This is a genomic window from Psychroflexus aestuariivivens (assembly GCF_004010055.1).
GTDB lineage: Bacteria > Bacteroidota > Bacteroidia > Flavobacteriales > Flavobacteriaceae > Psychroflexus > Psychroflexus aestuariivivens.
The window spans coordinates 1-24,605 of record NZ_RQVT01000011.1 but is presented as its reverse complement, the minus strand read 5'-3'; the positions used below and the strand labels follow the sequence as shown (position 1 = coordinate 24,605).

At 33.5% G+C, this 24,605-nt stretch carries 27 protein-coding genes and 1 pseudogene; all 28 read right to left on the bottom strand.

The window, feature by feature from the left end; genetic code table 11:
- Window positions 1-121: 121 nt before the first annotated feature.
- Window positions 122-1,201, bottom strand: coding sequence for a hypothetical protein (locus tag EIG86_RS01955; RefSeq protein ID WP_127844466.1), 1,080 nt, complete (start codon window positions 1,199-1,201; stop codon window positions 122-124).
- A 1-nt stretch (window position 1,202) separates the two neighbouring features.
- The gene (locus EIG86_RS01950; protein WP_127844465.1) at window positions 1,203-1,925 is read right to left on the bottom strand and encodes a sulfotransferase family protein; all 723 of its coding nucleotides are present in this window, start codon (window positions 1,923-1,925) and stop codon (window positions 1,203-1,205) included.
- The gene (locus EIG86_RS01945) at window positions 1,903-2,754 is read right to left on the bottom strand and encodes a capsular polysaccharide synthesis protein (RefSeq protein ID WP_127844464.1); all 852 of its coding nucleotides are present in this window, start codon (window positions 2,752-2,754) and stop codon (window positions 1,903-1,905) included. The genes EIG86_RS01950 and EIG86_RS01945 overlap by 23 nt, the downstream gene beginning before the upstream one ends.
- Before the next feature lie 65 nt (window positions 2,755-2,819).
- On the bottom strand, window positions 2,820-3,020 hold the full coding sequence (locus EIG86_RS01940; protein ID WP_127844463.1) for a hypothetical protein: 201 nt from the start codon (window positions 3,018-3,020) through the stop codon (window positions 2,820-2,822).
- Complete coding sequence (locus EIG86_RS01935) at window positions 3,017-4,027, bottom strand: glycosyltransferase family 2 protein (protein ID WP_127844462.1); 1,011 nt, start codon at window positions 4,025-4,027, stop codon at window positions 3,017-3,019. Before EIG86_RS01935 ends, EIG86_RS01940 begins: the two co-directional genes overlap by 4 nt.
- Window positions 4,018-4,824 (bottom strand): sulfotransferase domain-containing protein, encoded by an 807-nt coding sequence (locus tag EIG86_RS01930; RefSeq protein ID WP_127844461.1) that lies wholly within the window; start codon window positions 4,822-4,824, stop codon window positions 4,018-4,020. The genes EIG86_RS01935 and EIG86_RS01930 overlap by 10 nt, the downstream gene beginning before the upstream one ends.
- Entirely contained in the window at window positions 4,817-5,791 is a 975-nt protein-coding gene (locus EIG86_RS01925; RefSeq protein ID WP_127844460.1) for a hypothetical protein, read from the bottom strand. Before EIG86_RS01925 ends, EIG86_RS01930 begins: the two co-directional genes overlap by 8 nt.
- Entirely contained in the window at window positions 5,788-6,996 is a 1,209-nt protein-coding gene (locus EIG86_RS01920; protein ID WP_127844459.1) for an ATP-grasp domain-containing protein, read from the bottom strand. The genes EIG86_RS01925 and EIG86_RS01920 overlap by 4 nt, the downstream gene beginning before the upstream one ends.
- Window positions 6,997-8,079, bottom strand: a complete 1,083-nt coding sequence (locus tag EIG86_RS01915) for a DegT/DnrJ/EryC1/StrS family aminotransferase (protein ID WP_127844458.1) — start codon at window positions 8,077-8,079, stop codon at window positions 6,997-6,999.
- A 437-nt stretch (window positions 8,080-8,516) separates the two neighbouring features.
- Complete coding sequence (locus tag EIG86_RS01910; protein WP_157983102.1) at window positions 8,517-8,657, bottom strand: ATP-binding cassette domain-containing protein; 141 nt, start codon at window positions 8,655-8,657, stop codon at window positions 8,517-8,519.
- A 52-nt stretch (window positions 8,658-8,709) separates the two neighbouring features.
- On the bottom strand, window positions 8,710-10,059 hold the full coding sequence (locus EIG86_RS01905) for a capsular polysaccharide export protein, LipB/KpsS family (protein ID WP_127844456.1): 1,350 nt from the start codon (window positions 10,057-10,059) through the stop codon (window positions 8,710-8,712).
- Between the two features lie 29 nt (window positions 10,060-10,088).
- Complete coding sequence (pseI, locus tag EIG86_RS01900; protein WP_127844455.1) at window positions 10,089-11,138, bottom strand: pseudaminic acid synthase; 1,050 nt, start codon at window positions 11,136-11,138, stop codon at window positions 10,089-10,091.
- Complete coding sequence (locus EIG86_RS01895; RefSeq protein ID WP_127844454.1) at window positions 11,135-11,851, bottom strand: PIG-L deacetylase family protein; 717 nt, start codon at window positions 11,849-11,851, stop codon at window positions 11,135-11,137. Before EIG86_RS01895 ends, pseI begins: the two co-directional genes overlap by 4 nt.
- Window positions 11,829-12,506: a formyltransferase family protein gene (locus EIG86_RS01890; RefSeq protein ID WP_127844453.1), complete on the bottom strand. Its 678-nt coding sequence runs from the start codon at window positions 12,504-12,506 to the stop codon at window positions 11,829-11,831. The genes EIG86_RS01895 and EIG86_RS01890 overlap by 23 nt, the downstream gene beginning before the upstream one ends.
- Window positions 12,503-13,510, bottom strand: coding sequence for a GNAT family N-acetyltransferase (locus EIG86_RS14080; protein ID WP_157983101.1), 1,008 nt, complete (start codon window positions 13,508-13,510; stop codon window positions 12,503-12,505). Before EIG86_RS14080 ends, EIG86_RS01890 begins: the two co-directional genes overlap by 4 nt.
- On the bottom strand, window positions 13,497-14,216 hold the full coding sequence (locus EIG86_RS01880; protein WP_127844452.1) for an acylneuraminate cytidylyltransferase family protein: 720 nt from the start codon (window positions 14,214-14,216) through the stop codon (window positions 13,497-13,499). The genes EIG86_RS14080 and EIG86_RS01880 overlap by 14 nt, the downstream gene beginning before the upstream one ends.
- On the bottom strand, window positions 14,201-14,944 hold the full coding sequence (locus EIG86_RS01875; protein WP_127844451.1) for an SDR family oxidoreductase: 744 nt from the start codon (window positions 14,942-14,944) through the stop codon (window positions 14,201-14,203). Before EIG86_RS01875 ends, EIG86_RS01880 begins: the two co-directional genes overlap by 16 nt.
- Entirely contained in the window at window positions 14,937-15,845 is a 909-nt protein-coding gene (locus EIG86_RS01870) for a Gfo/Idh/MocA family oxidoreductase (protein WP_127844450.1), read from the bottom strand. The genes EIG86_RS01875 and EIG86_RS01870 overlap by 8 nt, the downstream gene beginning before the upstream one ends.
- Window positions 15,830-16,672 carry an aldo/keto reductase gene (locus EIG86_RS01865; RefSeq protein ID WP_127844449.1) on the bottom strand — a complete coding sequence of 281 codons (843 nt, stop codon included), beginning with the start codon at window positions 16,670-16,672 and terminating at the stop codon, window positions 15,830-15,832. Before EIG86_RS01865 ends, EIG86_RS01870 begins: the two co-directional genes overlap by 16 nt.
- Before the next feature lie 33 nt (window positions 16,673-16,705).
- Window positions 16,706-18,082 carry an aminotransferase class I/II-fold pyridoxal phosphate-dependent enzyme gene (locus EIG86_RS01860; RefSeq protein ID WP_127844448.1) on the bottom strand — a complete coding sequence of 459 codons (1,377 nt, stop codon included), beginning with the start codon at window positions 18,080-18,082 and terminating at the stop codon, window positions 16,706-16,708.
- Window positions 18,083-18,087: 5 nt separating this feature from the next.
- Window positions 18,088-18,441 carry a four helix bundle protein gene (locus EIG86_RS01855; RefSeq protein WP_127844447.1) on the bottom strand — a complete coding sequence of 118 codons (354 nt, stop codon included), beginning with the start codon at window positions 18,439-18,441 and terminating at the stop codon, window positions 18,088-18,090.
- A 32-nt stretch (window positions 18,442-18,473) separates the two neighbouring features.
- Complete coding sequence (gene pseB, locus EIG86_RS01850; protein ID WP_127844446.1) at window positions 18,474-19,493, bottom strand: UDP-N-acetylglucosamine 4,6-dehydratase (inverting); 1,020 nt, start codon at window positions 19,491-19,493, stop codon at window positions 18,474-18,476.
- A gap of 28 nt (window positions 19,494-19,521) precedes the next feature.
- Window positions 19,522-21,318, bottom strand: coding sequence for an ABC transporter ATP-binding protein (locus EIG86_RS01845; RefSeq protein WP_127844445.1), 1,797 nt, complete (start codon window positions 21,316-21,318; stop codon window positions 19,522-19,524).
- Between the two features lie 68 nt (window positions 21,319-21,386).
- Entirely contained in the window at window positions 21,387-21,515 is a 129-nt protein-coding gene (locus EIG86_RS14305; RefSeq protein ID WP_262707793.1) for a hypothetical protein, read from the bottom strand.
- Window positions 21,516-21,947: 432 nt separating this feature from the next.
- A complete protein-coding gene (locus EIG86_RS01840; protein ID WP_127844444.1) occupies window positions 21,948-22,970 on the bottom strand; it encodes an NAD-dependent epimerase in 1,023 nt (340 codons plus the stop codon).
- 86 nt (window positions 22,971-23,056) lie between these two features.
- Window positions 23,057-23,248, bottom strand: a pseudogene (locus EIG86_RS01835) (four helix bundle protein); the annotation flags it as partial.
- Window positions 23,249-23,263: 15 nt separating this feature from the next.
- The gene (locus EIG86_RS01830) at window positions 23,264-23,527 is read right to left on the bottom strand and encodes a GIY-YIG nuclease family protein (RefSeq protein ID WP_127844442.1); all 264 of its coding nucleotides are present in this window, start codon (window positions 23,525-23,527) and stop codon (window positions 23,264-23,266) included.
- Between the two features lie 24 nt (window positions 23,528-23,551).
- Window positions 23,552-23,704 (bottom strand): four helix bundle protein, encoded by a 153-nt coding sequence (locus EIG86_RS01825; protein WP_127844441.1) that lies wholly within the window; start codon window positions 23,702-23,704, stop codon window positions 23,552-23,554.
- Window positions 23,705-24,605 lie beyond the last annotated feature (901 nt).

Sequence of the window (24,605 nt, the reverse complement as noted above, 5' to 3'; positions counted from 1 at the left end):
TAAAAATTTATTAGACAATTGTACCACATCTTAATCATTGAATATCAACAAGCTATATAAGTCAATGGTAGAAATAATAAGTAGCTAAATATTATTTATAAATAAATTAAAAATTCTTTTTTTAATTTTTACAGAAGTTAACTATTGCTTTTACAACCTGATTTGGTAATAATTTTTTAAATTTTTGCTTTCTTTGCCAATTAGTTTTTTGTTTCAGAAAAGTTTTACTTGAGGCAAATGACATTAGTTCTGAAACCTTAGTCAGCTGGACTTCTGTAAAGCTATATTCAACTGATGTTTGATTTACAAAGTTTTTATTAATAAAGTTTTTAGGTATGGATATTTGCCCGTTTGTCATATTTATATTACACATCTCCCAAACATTTTGATATTTTACAAGATGTTGGGCAATGACGTCCTTATAAAAAGACTTTAAATTCGATTCATCCGACTTTTGCTCATCTGGGATTTCAATCATTTGTTTATAGAACATATTAGATAAATATGCATTCTGAACTTTGATTTGACTCATTAGTTTTAATTCAGATAAAGTTAGCGAAGGATTAACACTCGTGTGTTCAATTGTGATTTGCTCATCTAAGCCCATCCACTTGTTGATGCACAGATCCACTAAATATTTACTGTTTTTTTGATAAGCATATTGGTTAAGAACAACATTTAGGTCTTCAATATTTTGATAGAAATTTCTGATACAATGTGCTAAATTATATTTCTCTCTTAACCATTGGTGAATAGGCATCATATCGCCATTTTTAGATCGGTGTTTATATAATGACAAAGCCTGACCAACGGGGTCTCTAATGATTAACAACAAAGGCTGTAACTCAAAACCCTGATCGCTTGCAACCTTGATAAAATTAGATAACGTAGTTTGACCTGAAAAAGTTTTGACTAAAATCTCGTTGGATAAAAGCAATTGATTGCAGTTGTTATTTTTTGTCGCTTTATATTTCATTTTCAGCCATTGTTCTACTTTAGCCCATGATTTTTGACTTAACAAAGTATTAAGTTCAGAAGCATTGCCAGGAGAAATCTTACCACTTAGCATATCTGCCTCTCTAAGTCCAGCCTCAGGAAAATGTACACCGTGTTTTGCCAACATTTGTCTATTTTTGGCTAGGTAAGATTGTAAAAAAGAGCTGCCCGTTTTTTCTGTACCGATATGAATATATAATTTCATTTTATTTTGAGACTTGTTTTCTTTTGTTGCGTTCTGCTTTGTTGTATTGCTTGTTATTAAAACGGTCTCTTTTATCAGGGAAGCCAAGTTTAAGTAGCAACTTGATCCGTAATTGCCTTAACCAATTTGGACTTAATTGTCTTAAAGCGTGAACAAATTTATCTTTCAAAGTATAATTATGCTTGCCTTTATTGGAGTGTGGGAATGCTTTTTTAGGAATGGGTTGGTTGAGAAAACTGCAAAGTTTCTCCCAAGAATCCCCTTGTTTGAAATCCATCACAATCAAGTCATCAGGCCGATCTTTAAAATAAGCCTTAACTTCTTCGTAATGCGCTCGATAGCGTTTTAAATACAAGTCTTCATTACCTTCCAAAACACCATTTCCATAAAGCCATTCATGAAGCTTAAAATTTCCATCTTTAAAATGTTTTTTTGCTGAATTAAGCCATGCTTGCTCTTCTCTAGTAGTCAGAATAAATTTACTATTGGGAAAAGCTTGATCTAATTCTTTAAATAATGCTGCCCATGGCACGTCTTGGAGGGCTTCAAAATCATCAGCAACAGTTAAAGCTGGTTGAATATTCTCTTCTAAAAGCGAATATGCCAAATCTTCCCTAGCACCAATGACTTTATAGCCTAAACTTAATAAAGCATCGCCCATTGTGGAGGTGCCAGTTTTGTGCCAGCCAATGCAAACCACTTTAGGCTTTGTCTGTGTGTTCATTTTTGTTGATTTGATTAAATAAATAAGCTAAATTCGAATCTTGGGGAATCTTGTCTTGTTTAATTTTCCAAGTCAATTTGAATAAAGGCACTTGTTTATCATCAATTATTGTTTTGATAGTATCACTCAAAGGACTCATCATTCCAGCACGTTGTAAAGCATGAGGTGGTTCTGCAGATAGTTTAGGCATCTGGTCAAATTGCTGCTTAATCTTGTTGTCTTTTGACATGAGATGATACAGCATAAAATGGTAAACCATATAAGGATAAATACGTAAAATTTTAGTAAATATGAGGGTAAACCATAATCTAGGTAAAACTAGATTACGATTTAATATGCGATTAATAAGCTTTTCATATGACGTATCCTGTCTGCCTAAGTTCTTGAAATTATTGCTATTCCAATAATTGATCAATGCTTGATATAGTTTTTTTAAAAGGTCGTTGCCCTGCTCTGCTGATATAAACCAATTGGAGATGATGCGATCTCGACCTGGTTTATAAAAAAAGAAAAAACCTGCTGATATGTACTGCGGCAACCAACCTTCTAGCTTTTGAAGCGGAAAACAGGTTGGGTCTGCCCAAACACCACCATACTTAATCAGTAGCTGGGTTCTTAGTAAATCTGAGCGATGCGCTAAAGTCATTTTGTTTAAAATGTTAGCATCTATGTCCAGAGGTTGTACATATTCATAAATATTATATTGGTCAAGCAAATGTATCTCCCAGTCCGGATGCAGATCCCGCCATTGCTGGACACAAGATTGTATAATAGGCGGAACTTGGTCAAAGCCTTGATGCCAATACATCCATATTACTTTAGATTTCATCTATATAGAACTTTTTACTATCTGACATTTTTTTATTGAGACTATCTACTATTTCTTTAATTGAATTATGAATTTTTTGTCATATTATGAAGGTCATTGATTATGCTTCGAGATTCTTCAAAATGTGATTTTTTTTCTTTATTTGAATCTTCACCAAGAGGAAAATAAATTCCATGATTCCTAAGGTCATCATATTTATGAAAAAGAAAGGATTGCAGGTAAGATGTTCCTGTTTTAGGAAGACCAATATGAAAAATTAATTTCATTGATATTTGGGTTTATAAAGCTTTAGTAACTTTAGAATATTTAAAGCTGTTTTTTTTAATCCTTGTTTAAATCTTTTTTTATATAAGCCAGATTTAAACAAAAAGCTTATTAATTTTACTTGGTGATTAAAACTAGAAGTTTCTACTTGTTTAAGTTGCATTTGTCTATACTTAAATCCATTTACACGTTGTTTTAAGCCTGCTTCATGTTTTGTGCCTCTGTAGCTTTCTAAAATCACTTCCCAAGTTTTAAGTCCACGTGTATTACGCTTCTTCTCTGATTGCAAACTCATCACGCCACCTTCGTGTACACTCCTAATGGCAGGTTTAATATCTTTTATACAAGCAAGTTTACCTTGCGTAGATAAATGAAATCTAAATGCTTGATCACCATTAGGGGCTTTATACAAAGATTCTGGTAAATCTAAAGTTGCTTTACTTCTAAATAACCATGTTAAAAGCCTAGGCTTAAATAAAATCTGATTTACTGGTTCATTGAAACCGATGGTATTATCCTCTGATAAAACATTTATCTTATTCATAAATCCATGATAAGTCAATACATATTCAGGATTGGCTTCCATAAAATCTACCTGCCTTTGCAACTTATAAGGGTCTGTCCAATAGTCATCACCTTCACAGAGCGCAATATACTTACCCTTAGCTGTATACAAATTATACAAAAAATTAAATCGTCCTGTCGGTGATCCATTTATTTTAATGTTATTTTTACGATGATGCAAAAATAAACGTATTTTATCAGGGTGTTTTTTAGCATACTTTATACAAATTTCTCTTGTTCCATCCGATGAAGCATCTTCACCAAGTAAAATTTCATATTTGAAATCTGTTTTTTGCATTAAAATACCTTTCAAGCAATCTTCTATGTAATCTGCATGCTGATAAGTCTGTACACATACTGATATTAATGGTTCATCTGAAACGTCATTCTTATTTTCAATAACTGACTCGTATTCGTATTTAGCCCTAAATTCCTTCAGATCCATTTAAAAATTTGATTTAATTTAATGAAATCCTCGTCTTTTTTAATTTTTTCTTCTATAAATTTTGGTAAAGTTTTTTGCCATCCTAAATCATTTTTCTTTTCTTTAAAGACAGAATAGGCATCTTCAGATTGATATTGAGTTGACTTATTTATAAACTCTTGCGTTTGCAAAGAAAAATCTAATTCACAAAACCTATAAAGATTTTCAATTTCAGATTTAACATCAACTATTAATTGATTATAATTGATTAGATAAAACTGTTTAGGATATTTTTCTTGATAATTTAAAAACATAAAACAAACCTCTTTCCATTTATTATAACCAAAATAATTTGATTTGAGATTACCATTTTTTAAAGGCGCATCTTTCCACTCTTTTTCAACATCCCAATCTGGATTAAATTCTTTTGGTATGCTAAGCCAAGAATTTATTGTTGCGAAAGGTGATCTAATTAATCCAATAATTTTTGTTTCTGATTTTTTTAACAAATTATCTATAATATTTAAATAGTGAGTTTCTTTAAACAACAGTGTTGAAGGATTCTGTTTATAAAATTTTAAATCCCTTTTTTTTCCACTTATGCTTAATCTACCATTCACAAAGTCATCTTTAGAAACATAAAGTCGTTGAAAAAAATCATCAATTTCATTTTTACTTGAATTTGATTTTAATTCAGCTTCAAATGAGTAAGCAAAATTTGGTTGAAATTTATAAATAACCTCTGGTGAGCTATTTAAAATCTCACCTAACCAGCTTGAACCAGATCTTGGAACCGAAAACAATGCTAATTTATTCATTTCTTTCTAATTTTTTTTTTATAGACACTGCTAAATAATTCATATCTTTATGGTTATACCTCTGATCTATTGGCAGATGTAGCATATTTTCAACTAATTTTGCTTCTAATAAATCTTTTCTTGGCAGCCAATCTAAGACGTTACTCCAGTATTTTGGAGTATATATCTTTTGTTTAACTAAGTCAACTTTTATCTTTTCTACATTAAATTGCAGGAGTAGTGGATAGCTCAAAGGTGCTTCTTTAGATGGTTTAATATTTAATTGATTATATTGATTTAATTCTTTGGCTAAAAAACTGAAATTCTCATTACGTTTATCCATTACCCATTCATAATCGACTGATTTCAATAATTTTTTGGTGATACTTGACATTGATTGCAAAGAATACTTTTCAATGTTATTTTCATTACGTTGATAATCTAAAAACCCATACTCTGTTGAAACATCCAATTGCTTAATTAAATGTGACATACTATCATGTGATTTTGATGCTTTCAAATCAATTCTTGATTTTTTTTTTGAAAATGCATATCCACCATCTGGAATGCCAAAAAACTTTCTTGGAGAGTAAAATGTGTTTAGACTTGATAATGGTTTGGCATAAAAAGCTTGGGCATTATCAATTATAATATTTTCATGCCCCTGAAGGTTATCTCGAATATAATCAGATTTTAGACCAAAATAATTTGTGTATATGAACCCTTCTCTTGGAGAAATATTTTTGAGATCAAATATTGGCTCTAAGTTTTGGTTAATCTCATAAAACTCATAATCTAAATTTAACTTTATAATAGGCTGCAGTACTGCATCACAAGTAAAGAAAGGAAGATAAATCTTAGTATAATTATTGCACTTTAATATATACTCCAAGGCACTTCTACCAGAATTTAAAGCAATTGCATCAGAATAAAACTCTTGACCATCAGACAATTCTAACCCTAAATACCCTCCTATTGATTTTCTCATTTAATATTGACTACGACTTTAAAATATCTGGAATAGTGCTTTAAAACTTTTTCCATAGTTTCCTTGTTGTCAAATTGTAAAACAACTGTACCAATCGCATCATTAGCCGCATTGAATGCATTAACTATTTCTCCTTGTTTTACCCACAAATCAGTTTCAACGACTGCTTTTCTGATTTTATCATCTATAACGAATTTCTCAAAGATCCCTGTAGAATTGCTATATAGGATGATTTCAGCCCAAAAACCTTTAAAATTGTTAAGTTTAATATCATCAAAATCTTCGCCTAACGCAGATTGAACAGCACACCTAATAAAGTCAGTTCCTGTAGCATACCTAATCATTTCAGATAAACGATTTCCTCCACCTCTAGGAGAGACTTCCATAATGTATGCCTTTTGTTCTAGAGTTTCCCTGACCTCAATATTATAAACTGATGATTTTAAATCTAATAATGTGATCAACCTCTGTAATTCTGTTTTTAAATAAGCTTGGTTATTTTCGGATATATTAGATGGCCAACTGTATGCTGACGGTGTAAAAGGGTTTGGTGATTTAGTATCAAAACGTTGTGCAGAAAAAGTAACTGCTACTAACTCTCCATTAATAGAAAAGGAGTCCGAATCAGAAGAAAAAACTTTACTTTCAAGAAATTCTTCAATGATAAAAGTTTTTGAAGGTGAAAACTTTAAAGCATTCAGTATTGCTAAATTCAGTTCTTCAAAACTTTTTACTTTGTTCACTCCTTTACTTCCTGCGGCATCAACAGGTTTAACAATAACGGGATAATCATTATTTCCTTCAAAATCTTTTAATGCATGAATTCTATCAGAGTAGCTTTTTGAAAATGGTACATTAAAGTTATGTGATTTTAAAAATTCTCTAAAAAGTGCTTTATTTTGTAAAATTTCAATGGATTTTAATGGTCCTGGGCTAGGTAAATTCATCTTTTCTGCAACATAAGCAGCAGTAACAACACCTGGATCAACAGCAAAAGACATAATTCCATCTATATTAAGTTTTTTTGCCAAACTCAACACTTGTTCTTTATCTGTTATGCTTACATTATGATATTCATCGCTATAATTATGAGCAATATTCTCAGGAATATAATCACAGGTAATAACATAGTGCCCTAACTGTTTTGCAGCTTCAATAACAGGGATTAGATACCTTAAGCCTCCTAATAATAAAAGTTTTTTCATTTAAAAAACGTATAAAGTTTCTCCTAAAATTGAAATAATATGTATAATCTCTTTTTCTTTTAAACCAACATACAAAGGTAAACACAATACTCGACTGGCTAAATCTTTAGCAATAGGACATTGGTTAGAATCTATATAAGGTAAAGCTTCTAAACTCGGGTAGAAATAACGTCGTGGAAAAACATCCGCCGCATTCAATCGGTCGATGGCATTTAACAAATCGGTTTCAGTAGGAAAAATCACAGGGTAATAACTATAATTCCATTGGGTTTCTGGTCGTATTTTTAGCTTTTGTAATTTGCTAAAATCTAAATGTGCATCATAATAGTCAACGATTGTTTTACGAGCTTCTAGAATATTGTCCATATAAGGCAATACACTTAAGCCCATGGCGGCTTGTAACTCACTCATTTTGGCATTCGTCCCTAAGCCATGGTATGCTGTTGGTTCATCATGCCCAAAATTATGCCTAAAAAAAATTTCGTGTTTCATCGCCTCATCTTGCACAAAAGCCGCCCCGCCTTCTCCTGTATGGAATAATTTGGTGGCATGGAAGCTACAAGTCGAGACATCGCCATAGTTAAATATGGATTGCCCTTTATACCTCACGCCAAAACAATGTGCCGCATCATAAATCACTTTTAAATCGTATTTTGTTGCAATGTTTTCTATCGCTTCAACATCACAAGGATTGCCATACACGTGGGTCGCTAAAATAGCCGTTGTTTGTTTGGTAATCGCTGCTTCAATTTTGGTTTCGTCAATCGTCAAATATTCAGGATGAATATCTACAAAAACCGGGGTACATTGTTCCCACACAATACTGGCGGTTGTTGCCACATAAGAAAAAGGTGTGGTAATCACCTCTCCACCCTTAGCCAAAGCCTTTAAAGCAATATGCAAAGGTAAAGTTCCGTTGGTCATCGGGATGATGTGTTTCACCCCTAAATGTGCGACGAGTTTCTCCTGCAACTCCTGCAAAAGCGCACCATTATTGGTCAACCATTGGTTGTCCCAAATGCGCTGGACTTGCTTTTGATAGTCTTCAATAGGTGGAAAAAAGGATTTGGTTACCGGAATCATTGTTTAGTTTTAGATTATTTAGATGTTAGAGATTAGATTTAAAATTTTGTTGTATTCAATTGTGTTAATTAGAATCACTTCTCGATATAATTTTGCTGCCACATAACACATCAGTAAAATTACCTGCCTGAATAATATCATAGGCAGGAAGGCTCGAAGTGACAAACTGACTTTTATTTCAATATTTTTTTTTATTCATTCGAGAAGAAAGTGGCTGCCTAATCATCAAATTTTGAATTCTGTAAAATCTTTGGATTTTTCTAAGAGTTCTTAATAGATGTCGACCTTTTCAATACATCTTCTCTTCAGGAATACCATTCGATTCAGAACTTTAATTGTTGAAAACCTATGATCTACCAACTGAATTGTATATTTTTTTCAACGTATATACTGTCCTGAATACTTTTTTCTGTCTTACTGTCTAATACAGAAGTAGCTTAGTCCATGATCAAAATTTCGATGTTAATGTAAAGCTCCCTAGCAATAGCAATTCGTTGTTTTTGACCGCCGCTTAGGTTAATGCTATTAATCCCTATATACGTATTTTCTTTTTGGACAATATTTTGTAAAAAAATCATACAATCACACCTCAAAAATCAAAAGATTTCATGACTATATTTAATTTCATTTTTAATAGTTAAGAATGTTTAAAAATGCTCTATAAACAGCTTCCCTATTTTCTTTTATCTGTTCTGGAGTATCAATTCGTTTAAAAGCATAAACCACACCTTGATGTGTGTACTCCATTATGGTATTATAGGCTTTTTCTACTTCATCATGAATAATTTTTGTATTGGCGATTTGTTCCAATTCTAAATCTTTATTAAACAGATGGACACCTGGTATTGTTTTATACCAAGTCCCAAAGCCAAAAATAATTACGGGCTTACCTCCAGTTACTGCTTCCCAACCAACAGTCCCAGTGATAGTTGCAGCAATTCGACTATTTTTGAGCAAGCTGTATGTATCGAAGGCACTATCTACCAAGGTGACGTTGTCTATAGCATTAAGCCGCTTAAAAAAATACTTGCTTCTTTGAAAATTTTGTTGTTTTGGATTTTCTTTTACATATATTTTCCAACCTAATGGCAGTATTTCACTCAGTTGCTCTATAGCTAATACTTGATCACAGAATATTCCTCCCCAATTTGAGGTTGTCATTTCAGGCTGCAAATGCAGAGCAAAGTAGATGTAATTTTTTGATAAATTTACCTCTGAAACAGCATATGTTGCTAAATTTTTTTTGTAATTTTTTAATAGTTTAAACCTATACAATGAACTGAAAAAATTATGACCTTTATAGTAATCAATGAATAATTGAACTATGCTCGAATTAGTCAACTTCCCTTTCAAGGATTTTTTCTTTTCATAGTAAGAAATCATATAATCGTGTTCTTTTTCATATTTCCTCTCAACTTTGAAAAACTCAGTTTTATTTGATGATTTTATAGAAGTATTGAAATCACCAAAATCTTCATTTTCGAAAACATGAAAAAATCTATTTTGTTGATGAGCAAATTGGTGTAGAATAAGTGTTTTGATATTTAATACTTTAGCTAATTTGTAGAGTGTAAAATCTTGCGAAGTATGATAAGGTCGATTAAATATAACTAAGCTTATTCCCTCATCTAACAGTAACCTTAAATAATGATAAATCAAGATATTATAAATATCCAGTACCTCATGATAACTTAAAAGGTTGTAATTATTCTGATTTGCCTCGTTTAATCGAGAATAGTATTCGTGAAAATCAGCAAAGTACTTTCTCATCTCCTTAACAATTTCAATCTCAGTATTTGCATATTTTTCATATTCATATACAAATTTCGGTACTAGCCTTTGTAAACCTGGCTTTTTCACAGTTACAGTCGAATTTTCTAGAACGACATTATTCCAAAAACCTTTATTTTTGAGTTGGTTAATTAACCAACCCCACAATTTTTGTTTACCTGTTCCTTTTATAAAAACATTTTCACCCATTGATTTTATTTATAATTCTTAAAATGTGATTATAGCTCTGTATCAAGCATTTTAAAATTGAGACGCTGCCCTCTCAGTAAGTTCATTTTCGCCAGTTTACCCAAAACCTCAGGTAAATATTTCGGGTGCAAGCCATGACCAGGACGAATGCTTCTTACATTATCTTCCGTTATGACTTCTCCTTTCTTAATGTCTTTAACCACATAAAGCGACCGGCTAAAATCTTTGCCTTTAATTTGTTTTTCAGTTAAGGTAAAATCGACTTTACCTACTGCTTTTTCAGCTTCGCGAACGGCTTTGACCATATCAGTAAATTCCTGCTCATCTAAAGAGAAGGATGCATCTGGGCCGCCAACCGATTTATCTAAGATAAAGTGTTTTTCAATAATTTTAGCCCCTAGGGTAGTCGCCACAATAGGAACTGTTGCGCCCAAAGTGTGGTCTGATAAACCGGGGATAACCCCAAAGCGTTCTTTAAATTCAGGGATCATAGCCATATTCGCTTCATCAATTGGTGCTGGATAAGAGGATGTGCATTTCAATAATGCAATGTCATTATTTCCAGCTTTTCTGCAAGTATCTAGTGCTAATTCTATATCCTCTAAACTTGCAATTCCTGTCGAAAGTATAATAGGCTTACCCTTAGATGCTGTATATTCAATTAAAGGGATGTCAGTAATTTCAAAAGAAGCTATTTTATAAGCAGGAACATTCAAATCTTCCAAAAAATTAACAGCAGTTTTATCAAAAGGGGAAGAAAAACAAATTAAGCCTTCTTCCTTAGCAATGTTAAACAGTTCTGCATGCCACTCCCATGGTGTGTAGGCTTCCTGATACAATTCATATAAATTTCTTCCCTCCCATATAGTTCCTTTAATGACAAAATCATCTTTTGATGAGTTTATTGTCATTGTATCAGCCGTATAAGTTTGAAGCTTGATCGCATCAGCGCCAGCTCTTTTTGCAGCTTTTATCGTTTCTTTTGCTGTTTCTAAACTACCGTTGTGATTGGCAGAAAGTTCAGCTATTATAAATACACTTGAGTCATCTTTATCAAGATTGAACGTTCCTATTTTCATATTTTTTGTATTGATCTTATTATTTGAAAAGCTTCTGCCAAATGTACTCCATTACTCACACCCCACATTCCTGCTCTTATTCTTAAAGCTTCAGGTGATCTTGGATGTGGAAAAGGTCTGCTTTCATATTCATAAGCCTCCATGGCTTTGCATTTTACTTGAATAGCTTTTTGAGAAATCTCGAAAAATAAATTTGGTATAAAATGCTTAGGATCTGAAGAGGCTCTCCACTCTGTACCAGACATAGTTTCAAAAGTAATTATCGTATTTACTTTTTCGTCTGACATGGGTCTTGCAGCTGTTATCACCGCTTCAAAAGTTTTTTGGTGATCAATGTTAACATCACCTCCATGATGAGTAAATATAACTTCAGGATCAAATTCCTTTTTCTCTTTCTCCACACATTTTATAATATCTAATAAAGCCACAGTATCAAATCTATTATCAGGAAAATCATAAATCCCAGTTGATTCATAGCCGATTATTTTAGCAGCACTTTTAATGTTAGACCGATGTATCTCTAATTCTTTTTTTCTTTTGACAGTGTCTCTGGATTCATCTCTAGAGGTGATGCCTTCTCCTAATATAACTGCTCTTACTTTACAATTAAATTCATTAATAAGTTGATATATTGTAGCACCAAGCCCCAACACTTCATCGTCGGGATGAGCAACAATAACTAATATTTTTTTATTTTTTAAGTATTCTAACATTTGCTTTTATTTGTGAATTTTCGCTTAATTCTGCGTTTGTAAATTCAATACGTAAATTATCAGTTTCTATAAATGCAGGAGGATAATCTTCTCCGTCTAACATTCGTATGTAATCGTAAACTTTTTCTAATTCATCGATATTGTTCATTTTGCCATCTTCTGGCTTTCTCCTTTTAAATGTAACAGAAGTGCCTTTTTGTTGCTTAGGTTCCAAATTATGATCAATAATCCTCTCGATCATATTTGTAATTATAGGAACTGATCTTTTAAAAATTTGAGAGGCGGTTCCCAGTAAAGAAAGATTTTCTTTACAATAAATATCGCCAGTATCAATACCTTCATCAACTTTCAAAGCTGAAATTTTAGTTGACTCATAGCCTCTAACTATAAGATTTTGTAAAGGGCTACCACCTCTTCCAAAAGGTAAATCTGTCATATGAAAAACGACGCATTCATATTTGCTCCATATCGGTTTAGGTATGATGTAACTCCAATGAGGAATGAATATCTTATCAGCTTCAATTTTGTTCAAATATTCAATGTTGAAGAGAGATTTTTCATCTATCAAAACCCATTTTTCATTTGGTCTTTGTGAAAGATGTTCAAACATTTTTTTATGCCAAGACTTTTCTGTTATAAGTATGTAGTTTTTCATCTTGTCAATTTATATTCGTGTAAGATATTCTCTCCATCTAAATTACCCTTTTTGACTTTCAAAAAATTTAAATTCTCAAAAACCTTCTTAGAAGCTTTATTTTCTTCTTTAACTAAAGCTTTAAAATTCTTTAAAGGATTACTATGGGTTATCATTGAAATCATGCTCTTCCCTAAGCCCAGACCGCGGTATTTTTTATCGACTGAATAATCAATTTCCCAAAACCCATCTTCTAAATCTAATCTTACCTGACCAACAGGCATCTTTTCACTATTAAAAATATAAATTTCGGTTTGTGTAGATTCTAGTTTGGAAGAAAACCACTTAATATGATCTTCGTATTTGATGGGTTCAGAGTTTAAAGAATTTGATCTCACTTCTTTATCATTCGCCCACTCATAAAAAACATCAACATCATCGCTTATGATTCTTCTATATTCTAAACTATGTCCTGGGTTCCAAAAAGCATTTATTAAAACATCTTTAAACTCTTCGTTATATTTACAATGCCCCATTAATCTTGCATCTTGAACAAAGCCAGCTTTGTTTAAAGCTGTGTATAATCGAGGTCTTAAATCAAAAGCATAAGTATAAATCTTATGTAAATTTAAATCTTTAAGAGCAGGTCGTTTCAAAAGATTCAAAAATAATTCCCAATAGGTTTCAAAATAAGATTCTTCTTTGTCTGAATTCATGACAAAGGAAATTTCTGCATTTTTATCAATCCAATTGATATGCACCAAACCTCCGTAGCCAATACATTCGCCATTTTCTAAAAAAGAAAATAGAATTTGGCTAGGTTGTTCTTGTTCAAATAACTTAGAGATTATGTTTTCAAAATAAGCATCTTGTTTTTCTTTGGTTAAAGGTTCTGCCTGTCTTAGATGATACATTTGTTCGTTACGCCATTGCATAATTTTATAACGGTCTTCAAAACGGATAGGAACAAGTTTAAATTTACCTAAACTGTGTTCCTGAGTTTTTAAGCATTTATATTTTTTCATTTCTCAGAATATAAGCGGCTTTTGCAAGTTTAAAATCTTCGTAATCATCTATATCTACTGCTTCTTGCCAAGTAATTTCAAAAAAGGAATAATTTGGGCTGTAAAAGGTACCGTACTTTTTTAGATTTTCTGATGTACTAATCCAGGTTGCACCAGTTGGACAAACCAAGTCCTTCAAATCTTGAGAGCGAGAATCATCATCAAAATTATTCATCAGTTTTCTGTAATTCCCTTCATTATCTTTTATGTGAGCCCACCAAGGGTTAAACATACCATATTGAAATCCTGATAAAATACTTTTTTGTAGGTTATTCTTCTCGAAAGATTTTACTTGATCAATTATATTTTTAGAAGTTCTCATTGGGCAATTTGCCATAAGTTGAACTACTGTTTTGTATTTTTTCTCATTGAAATCTTCGAGTTGAACTAAACCCGTAAGAGTAGCTTCACTTACTGTACTATGATCATCAGCTTTCTTATTTCTCAAAAAAGGTACAGAAGCTCCATAAGACACTGCCACTTCAGCTATCTCCCTGCTATCTGTGCTCACCAAAACTGTATCAAAAAGTTCAGTCTCCAAAGCAGCCTTGATTGTCCATGCTATCATAGGCTTTCCAAAAAAATCCATAATATTCTTTTTGGGTAAACGCTTACTTCCACCTCGAGCTGGGATTATTGCTACTCTGTCTTTTACCAAATTGTCCATCCCCCATCTACTTTTAAAGTTTCACCAGTCATATTTAAGTCAGGATTGTTTAAGATATATTTTACAGGAGGATATAAATCATCATGAGTTAACATTCTTCCGCTTGGTGCCAGTTTAGAATATCTCTCCTTAAATTTATCGTCTACCCGTCCTTCAACACCGCCATAGCTTATAGCATTTGCTCGTATTCCTTTAGTAGCTAATCTTACTGCTAATTCCTTAACGAGGTGCAATTGTGATGCTTTTACAACACCATAGTTAATAGGGGATTGAAGCTCAAAATTATCATATAAACTCGGATTGGGAACTACTACTCCATACATGGAGCTGATAAAAACTATATCACCTAAAGGGGAGCCTGAATCGATGAAAAAGTGATTTAATTCCACAGGAAAAGTAATACCGTTGAAAAATTCTTGTTGAAACTGATTCTGTGATAAACGTCCCTTTTCGCTAATTTTCAAAGAGTCTAAAGATCGAGCATTATGTATTATTGAATCGGGCAAAAATTTAAGCTGATCCTTCAAATTCGCGAGACTTTTTTCATCGTTAAAATCCAATTCAACCGCGAAACACTTATTAGTATTCAGCTTATTTTCTGATATTAGCTTTTCGCCAGCAGCTTTAGAACGTGATGTAAACATAACCTCATGACCATCTGCGACCAGATCTTTAACCAATCTCGCGCCTATATTTCCAGTACCCCCTGTTATAAAAACTCTACGCATATTGTCCTTTTTCTAAAATTTGAATCATTTCCATTGTGAATTCTCTTGAAATATTAGGCTCATGATCTTCAATTACATCTAAAAACCTATTTAATGCAGACTTAAAAGCACTATAAGTATCTTTTATATATAAATCCTTGTATCCTTCAGTTCCAACAATACGAATAGAAAGTGGTGCTCCTAATTTTCCAAAAGTTTGAAAGTTAGCTGTAATTTCAGAAGTCCAATTAACCTGTACACTTATAATATCTTTCACTTCTGTTTTAATACGTTCAATTGATTTAATATTCCCTCTTTCGGGAATCAAATTTAAAACTGGCTCTATTATATGAACAGCATATTTTTCCCAACTTTTAGGAACCATTGCAGAAATGCTTTTTATGGCACCGATTTTAGCTAAATCTAAGTTTATAAGTTGAAATTCTTCAGCAAACTGTAAAGCTGAGCAGGTAAATATTTGATTAGGATGCTTTGCTAAATTTAAGAGTTTATCGGCGTCAGTTGTGTTCAGTGCAAAAGGTTTGTCTATATAAATAGGTATTCCAGCTTTTAAAACTGGTTTTGCATATTTTAAATGATTTTCTGCATCGTCTCTTGCCAATAGGACAGCATCAACGTTGGATACCATTTCTTCTATAGTATTACATATATTAGGAATGTTTGAACATAAAGCGATATGTTTTGTAACTTCAACGTTTTGCGTCCAAATATGTGAAACTTCAGCTCGATGAGTTAAAAAATCATCAGGAAATATTTGTTGAGATAAATATTCTGGAATTACCGGAAATGGACATCTAGACATTTCATTTTTATTATAGCCATTAAAAATAGCAGCCCATGAGTATGGATGTCCGTTCCCCTCACTCATTCCAATAATACCAATCTTTAATTTTGCGGCCATGAGGAAGGAGTTAGAATGTTGTTATTAATTTGTTTGTTCATAACAGGTAAATCAAATAAATTTTGATCTAATTCTTTAGTATTTTCTTTCAATTGATTTAAATTATTCACTCCAATATTTACGACATCAATAAAGTCTATATTAAGAGAATGAGCTAATAATCTGTTTGCAAGATTGTCGTAGCTCTGTAGAATTTTAAGATCTTCTTTGATATCCTGAAAAAAAGGATGCAATGAATCAGTTGGATAAAAAAATAATCCTTGCAAAAAAGTAGATCTTGTATGGATTTCACAACCGTTGTCCTTTAATTTTCTCATGATTAATTCAAAACGCCGGTCGAAATAATTATAAGGAACCTGGATAATATCTAACTCGATTTTATGAGATTTTAATTTTTCAAATTCTTTAATAGTATTAAATGAAGCTCCTATCTTTTTTACTAATCCCTCATTTTTTAATTCTTGTAATTGTTGCCATGCCTTACATTTATCTTCTAATAAATCCAAAGGCCTATGAGCCATATACCCATAAATACTGGATAATTTCAATCGATTTAATGATTCTTTGAATTGAGAATTCAAGTTAAATTCAGGCTTAGGAATATATTTTGAAATAATTTTAAAGTCAGAAAGGTCAAAGTTCCCAAGTACTTCTTCAGCATTACCATAGGCGAAAGCCGTGTCGATATATTCTATTCCTATATTGAGGGAATACTCCAAGATTTTTTTTACCTCTGATAATGGAGTTTTCCCTTCATTATTTGAAATACCATAATCAATTCCAAACTGAACCGTGCCAACCCCTATTTTATTGATTAAAGTACTCATTTATATATCCATTTATATAATTAAGAATCTATCCTATTGCTTTAAAAATTCTTTGATCTTTTTAATAACAAACTCCTGCTCCTCTATTTTTAAACTTGGGAACATCGGCAAACTAATACAACTCGTGTAATAAGCTTCCGCATTAGGCAGATCTCCTTCTTTCCAGCCTTGTTCTTTGTAGTAGGGCATCAAATGACAAGGAATATAATGGATCTGTGTATAGATATGATTCTCTCTCAAATAATTATAAAGCCCAAGTCTGTTTTCAACTTCGATGACGTAGAGATGGTGGGCGTGGGCATTAGCTGTTAGCTGTTGGCTGTTGGCTGTTGGCTTGCTTTCAGCTGTTGGCGATTGGCTGTTGGCTGTTGGCGTTTGACTTGTATTAGACTCTATATTTCGATCTGTGATTTGTGGTATCGATTTAAATGCTTCAAAATATCTAGCTGCAATTTCGTGGCGTTTTATTAAACCTTTATTAGCTCGTTTGAGTTGGCTTAAGCCTAAGGCTGCTTGAAAATCGGTTAGCCGGTAGTTGTAGCCGAGGTTTTGCATTTCCATGTACCAGTTCGGATAGCTGTTAGCCGTTAGCTGTTGGCTGTTGGCTGCTTGTTCCTGGCTGTTGGCTGTTGGCTGTTGGCTTTTTGCTAATTGCCAATCGCCAAGGGCTAAATGCACATTATTTTGAAATTTACTGCTGTCTTTGGTGATGCCGTGTGTTCTTAGTTCTGTGAGCTTTTGGTATAGCGTTTCGTCATTGGTCGTAATCATTCCGCCTTCACCTGCCGCGATATGTTTGACTGGGTGAAATGAAAAAATAGCTAAGTCAGCAAAATTGCCATTCCCACAGTGTTGCTTTTGGCCTTTACTATCGGTAAAAAAGCCGCCAGGTGAATGGCAGGAATCCTCAATAATCCAGCAATTAAATTCATCTGCTAATTTTCTAAAGGCTTCCAAATCTACTGCTCTACCCGCAAAATCAACGGGGATGATGCCTTTGATTTCTTTTTTTGTATCTGCTTCCAGAAGTTCTCTTACATTTTCAATATCTAATAAATAGGTCTTTGGGTCTATATCGGAAAAAACCACTTCACCACCACAATAGCGCACACAATTGGCGGATGCAGCAAAAGTGATGGGTGTGGTAATCACTTTATCGCCAGATTTGACTCCTAGCGCTAAAGCATTTAAATGCAAAGCTGCGGTTCCATTAGACACTGCTATGGCATATTTTGAACCGACATAGTTGGCAAATTCTTTTTCGAACTCAGCAATTTTTGGCCCTTGGGTCAAGTAGTCTGACTTTAAGACTTCAACAACGGCCTTGATATCTTCTTCAGTGATGTTTTGTTTGCCGTAAGGTATGGCTGTTGGCTGTTGGCTATTAGCTTTTGGCTTTATGGATGACATACTAATTATTTATTAAGTTTTGAAATAAATGCATTGAGTTGCTTTTGTATAATCTCATTTTTCTTCATGATGTCATTAGAATTTTCAACAGAAATATAACCTAATTCCAAAGATATTTCCAAAAGTGCTTCTATTTCAAATGAAGACCCTAGGGACATACTTAAAAAATGTTTGAAATTCTTCTCTGATGATCTGCTAGAACCTTCCGCAATATTTGCAACAATTGAAATTGATGCCCTTCTCAACTGACTAATTAAGCCAAACTTTTCATCATCTGGAAAGTCTTTTGTAAATTGGTAAATCAAAATTGAACAACTTTTTGCATTATTATAAACGTCCCATTTTCTAAAATTTCTCATTTGGCTAATTGCTAAAGGCTAAAAGCTAATGGCTATTCGTTCACTTCAAACGATGGATCTACATGCTCTTTAATCAAACTTCTAAGCGATTCCACCGTTTCCCATTCGGTGTTTTCTCCAGAGTTGTAGGCAAAGCCTTCCTCTACTTTTTTAGCTTTGTGTTCAGCAATAAAATCATCTACTTTCCACTTTGGTTTGGATGGGAGAATGGTGTAATATTTTCCTAAATCGTAGGTATAAAAAGAATCTGACGGGGTGATCATTTCTTCATGTACTTTTTCCCCAGGTCTGATTCCGACAACTTTGTGCTCACAATGAGGCGCAACGGCATTGGCGACATCCATAATTCTATACGATGGTATTTTCGGGATAAAAATTTCACCACCCCAAGCCTGCGCTAAGGCATGCATGACCATATCTACGCCACCCTGCAAGGAGATATTAAAACGCGTCATGTTAGGATCTGTAATTGGTAAAATGCCTTCATTGCGTTTATTTAGGAAAAATGGGATAACCGAACCGTTACTACCCATGACGTTTCCATAGCGTACTACAGAAAACTTGATAGGATTCCATCCGGTGATGTTATTGGCTGCAACGAACAACTTATCTGAAGTTAACTTTGTGGCTCCATATAAATTGATTGGAGCACAAGCTTTGTCTGTTGATAAAGCTACCACTCGCTCTACATTGGTTTCTAATGAAGCATGAATCACATTTTCAGCACCGCCAATATTTGTTTTTACGCATTCATCTGGATTGTATTCTGCTAAATGCACATGTTTCATCGCTGCCGCATGAATGACATAGTCAATATCTTTAAAGGCTCTTGATAGTCGGTCTTTATCTCTTACATCTCCAATCAAAAAACGTATTTGCGGATATTGATCTGTAGGAAACTCTTGTGCCATCTGGAACTGCTTCTGCTCATCTCTTGAGTAAATCACCAATTTTCTTACACCCTCATAGTTAGATAAAATATGGCTTGTTAACGCTTTACCAAGAGAGCCTGTCCCTCCTGTTATTAAAATTGATTTGTTTTTTATATTCATTTATCTGGTTATTTGTTATACAAAATCCTTAAACTTCCTGTAATTCAACCATTTTCTTAAACTTAGGAGCTCTATCAACCAGTTCTTCATATCGACCGATATCTTTTATTTGTCCGTTTTCCATGAAAACTACTCGGTCAGCATTCTTTATTGTGGATAAGCGATGTGCTACTACAAGTATTGTATACTGCCCTTTTAAATTTTCGATATTTTTCTTTATGCTCTTTTCCGTTTCACTATCAAGAGCTGATGTCGCCTCATCCATAATTAAAATATCAATATCTTTATAGAGTTCTCGTGCAATAGAAATTCTTTGTTTTTGCCCTCCGCTCAAATTTATACCATTATTACCCAACTCCGTATCTTCTCTATTGGGCAGGGTTTGAATAAAATCCCAAATAGCTGCTTGTTTGCAGGCTTTTTTAAATTGCCTTAAAGTATTTGGATTTGGTTCTGACCAAAAAGTTACATTATTTAAAATAGTATCATTAAATACCACCGGCTCTTGGGTAATGTAGCCTATGCGTCTTTGGTATGAATGCACATCCAAATCATTACGTTCAATACCATCAACGGTAAATTCCCCACCATCAACTGGCATTAATCCAGCTAATAAATTTATAAGTGTTGTTTTCCCACTACCACTTTCCCCTACAAAAGCTACTGTTTCATCTTTTTTAATGTTCAGGTTTATATCATAAAGAATTCTTTCCTCACCATAATTAAATGAGACATTATTCAATGATAGCGCTTTCTCAAAAAAAACAATTTGTTGATCTCCTTGCGTTTCCTTGTTTTCTTCTAATTCACCCTGAAACTCTTTCATATTTTCCATTGACCCTGAAACAGACAGATAAGCATTCCATTGTGATTGCATAACCAATAATATAGCTAAAGCTCTGTAAAAAAACAGAAGGCTAATCAAAATAGGCCCTAGCGTCCCACCCAAAAATTTAGTTTGCAAGATAATTACTAAAGCTACAACCCCTACCATCATTGGTTCTTTTACAGACAAAAGAAATGCATTTAGAAAACCTATTTTCTTTCTTGAGCCCTCTATTTGATATACTGAATTTCGTAATTTTTTTTCATACAGCTCTTCTGTTCCTGTTGATCTTAAATATTTAAAATTTCCGACTTGTTGAAGCACTAACCCTTGGTATTCATGGTTTTGAGTAGTTAATTCTTTTGAAGCAGACTTCGTTTTAATGTATACAATACGGTAGATGAAATTCGTTAAAAAACCACCAATTACTACTAAGATTGCAAATTGAAAATCTATAAAAAATGTAAAAACAATATAAACACTCACTATCACACCTTGCTGTATTGCACTAAAATAACTACTGAATGATTTTGCAAGTCTTTCTACCTCGCCAGTCATCGTATTCTGAATACGACCAGAGTCAGAAGTTATAAACTTTTTAAAGCTAAGTGTTGACAGCCCTGTTAGGATTTTAAGTCTTAATTTTCTAACGAAAAATTGTTGTATTGATATATTGTATCTTCCACTAACATACTTTGCTATACCCTTTAACAAGAAGAAGAAAAACATAAATGCAAGTACACTTACGAGTGTGAGTTCAATTCCTGAATCCTCTATAAAATCTACTAAAAACCTAAGTTTACCCATACCATCGGTATCAACATTCGATGAGTCATTAACCATTTGCAGCAGGGGTAAAAACATAGAAAGTCCAAAACCATCTAAGGTCCCTACGGCTATACTCAAACCTACAGCAACAAAGATTCTGTACCTAAGATGGCGGTAAAAATAGGTAAAGTTAGTGAAGTGTTTAGCTATCAGACGTTTAATTTTATTCATGTAATTTCATAATTAAATTGTTTTCTATGCTCATTAATATAACACAAAAGTATTAGATGATTAGAATCTCAGCAATGTTTGCCTAAATTTAGAGTCATTTGTTTTTCGTAATTCTGTCTTAATTTCTTAGCTCTTATAAATATTTCAGGAGAAGCACCTTTAAACATACTATCCTGATGATAAGGCGATTTTTCCATAGATTAAAACTTTGCTGCTGACTTTTAGTTTCTGTTTTAAGACAAGTAATTAAGGTTAACTTGAAATTATTTTTTTGTAATTTTTGTTTTTGCTCCTCCCGATATTCTTCGGGATAGGGATGGGGTCAACAAAAACAAAAATTTACTTTTTGCTTCTACTAATTTCACTTCATGATAGGGCTTAGTCAACAAAAAAAATTCTTCATTCTACCATCTTTACCCCAGACTTTATCTCATATAAATTGACTCTGTATTTTACGGGACAAGCAGGGTGGATGGCTGCTCTATATAATGTGTTCAATATCGCCATCTTTACCCCAGCCCTAAAGGGTGGATGGCTACTCTTTAGTTGTATTGATAGTTTCTTTATGAGTTTTCATTTGATATTATTTTGTCACAAATCACTAGTTACAAATTACCAGTTACGAATAACTAACCCCCAAAATACCCTTTATACCAATCTACAAACTTTCCGACGCCGTAGGTGATGTCGGTGTTGGGTTTGTAGTTGTAATCTTGTTCCAAGGCTTTGGTGTCTGCCCAGGTTTTTTCTACATCGCCGGGTTGCATGGGCAACATTTGTTTTTCGGCGGTTTTGCCGATTTTGTCTTCAATGGCACTGATGAAGTTCATCAATTGCACCGGACTGCCATTGCCGATATTATATAAGCTGTATTTCTTATCATCAGGTTGGTCTTTCAGTAAAATATTTTCAACGCCTTTGACGATGTCATCGATATAAGTAAAATCTCTGGATAAACGCCCTTCATTAAACACTTTGATTGGGCGGTCATTCAAAATAGCGTCTGTAAACAAAAACATCGCCATATCGGGACGACCCCAAGGGCCATACACGGTAAAAAAGCGTAATCCAATCGTTTGTAAATCGTATAAATGGCTGTAAGTGTAGGCCATCAATTCGTTAGATTTCTTGGACGCGGCGTAAAGGCTAATCGGATGATCGACGCGGTCGGTGGTTTCAAAAGGAATTTTGTCATTCATGCCATACACGCTGGAACTAGAGGCATATACTAGTTTTTTGACGCCATGGTGTCGCATGCATTCCATCAAATTCACAAAACCCACCACATTACTATCGATGTACGCCATCGGATTTTCCAAACTGTAACGCACCCCAGCCTGAGCGGCTAAGTTACAGACGCTATCAAATTGAAAGTCTTCAAACAACTTCGGCAATTCGGTGCGATCTGCTAAATCCAACTGAATGAATTGGCATTGCTTGCCATGGATTTCGCTCTCCACCATCTGCCCTTGTTTCACTTCCAGGATTCCCAATTGCTTCAAGCGATCGAGTTTCAATTGCACCGCATAATAGTCATTCAAATTATCCAAACCAATGACTTGGTGACCTTGTTTAAGGAGTGTTTCAGCCAAGTGGTAGCCGATGAAACCCGCGGCTCCTGTTATTAATATGGTTTTGTTGCTTTTATTCACTTTATAATTGGTTTTAACGAATGCGGTTGGCGATTAACCTTTGGCTGTTGGCTTTTGGCAGTTGGGGATTAGCCTTTGGCTGTTGGTTAATATTTTTTAAGTTTTGAGATGAAAGCGTTTAATTGTTTTTGGATAACCTCATTTCTACTGCTGATTTCCTTATAATCTTTTTCTGTAATAAACCCTAATTCTAATGAAATATCTAACTGAGCTTCAATTTCGAAAGATGAGCCTAAAGACATCGTCAAAAAGTGTTTAAAATTCTTATCTGTTGATCTACTAGCACCTTCTGTCTAACCTGTGAAATACGATTTGAGTCGTTTTTTTAAAAACATTTTACCATAATGCGTTTTGAGGTATTTTTCTCTTTTCAAAGCATCATTTTGTGACAAACAAGCCTCAAAATAAATAATCTTCAAAGGTCTTCGGTTTTTGGTAGATTCTACATAACCTTTATTGTGCTGCTCAATTCGTAAATTCAAATCATTTGTATATCCAGTATAGTTTTCACCATCAACTATACTTTTTAAAACGTATATATAGAAAAAATCTTTCATAAGATTTTGAATTTATTTCACAGGTCAAGTATTCGCCACTACCGAGACGGAAGCTCTTCTTATTTGACTGATTAATCCAAATTTTTCAACTTCTGGAAAGTCTTTTGTAATTTGATATACTAAAACTGAACAACTTTTAGCATTATTATAAACTTCCCACTTTCTGAAATTTCTCATTTGTTGTTGATTGGCTTTCGGCGATTGGTTTTTGCTAATAGCCAAAAGCTAAGAGCTAATAAATTTATGTTTTTCACAAATTACAATCTTTAGGCTTTTTTTTGCCAATAGCCACTGACTCTGATTCTACCTTGGCTAAAATTCTCCACGGCTTCGCCACTCTGAGTCCCATTTTCAGGTCAGAGATGAAATGTTTTCATTTTTGTCTTAGCTTTGGTTAGTCAGCTTTTAGAATCGGCTAAAATACACTTGCCATGTTATGCAAAAGTTGACTAAACATTAGCTTTATAAGCAACTTATAATCATCGCTTACAACCTACAAATAAAGACGTTTTCTTAAAGAAAACCAAAATAAAATCACTAAATTTCTTTGTTAATGTTTGCCTTGTCGTGAATGCAGGGATTTCAGTGCTAAAACATGTTTGAGGTGGTGTGAGATTGGTGACTTGAAGCTGTTGGCTTTTGGCTTTTTGCATTTAGCTTATTGATTACAGCCTATAGCTTATAGCTGGAGAGGGAGATGTTGGATTTTAGAATTCAGACCTATAAATTTGAAATGAAAAATTTGAAATCTCACTCTGTCAGTTCGAGTGTTTAGTACGACCGGCAAGGGCTTAATAAATGTATCGAGAACTATTTATGCTTTAGTTAGAACGACTTCTCGATACAATTTTCCTACTGCTTGCCGCATTAGTAAAATCACTCGAAGTGACATTTAGCTAATAGATTTCACGTTTCTAGGTTTTTTTAGATAAAAATGATATTTACGTTAGAAAAACAACATTCCATTCTTTTTTCTATTGATGAAAAAAGAAACAAAAAAATCTAGGCGAACAATAAAACTCTAAGAAAATCTACGGAATCCCCCGCCACAGATGAAAAATAACTCACTCGATTTCAT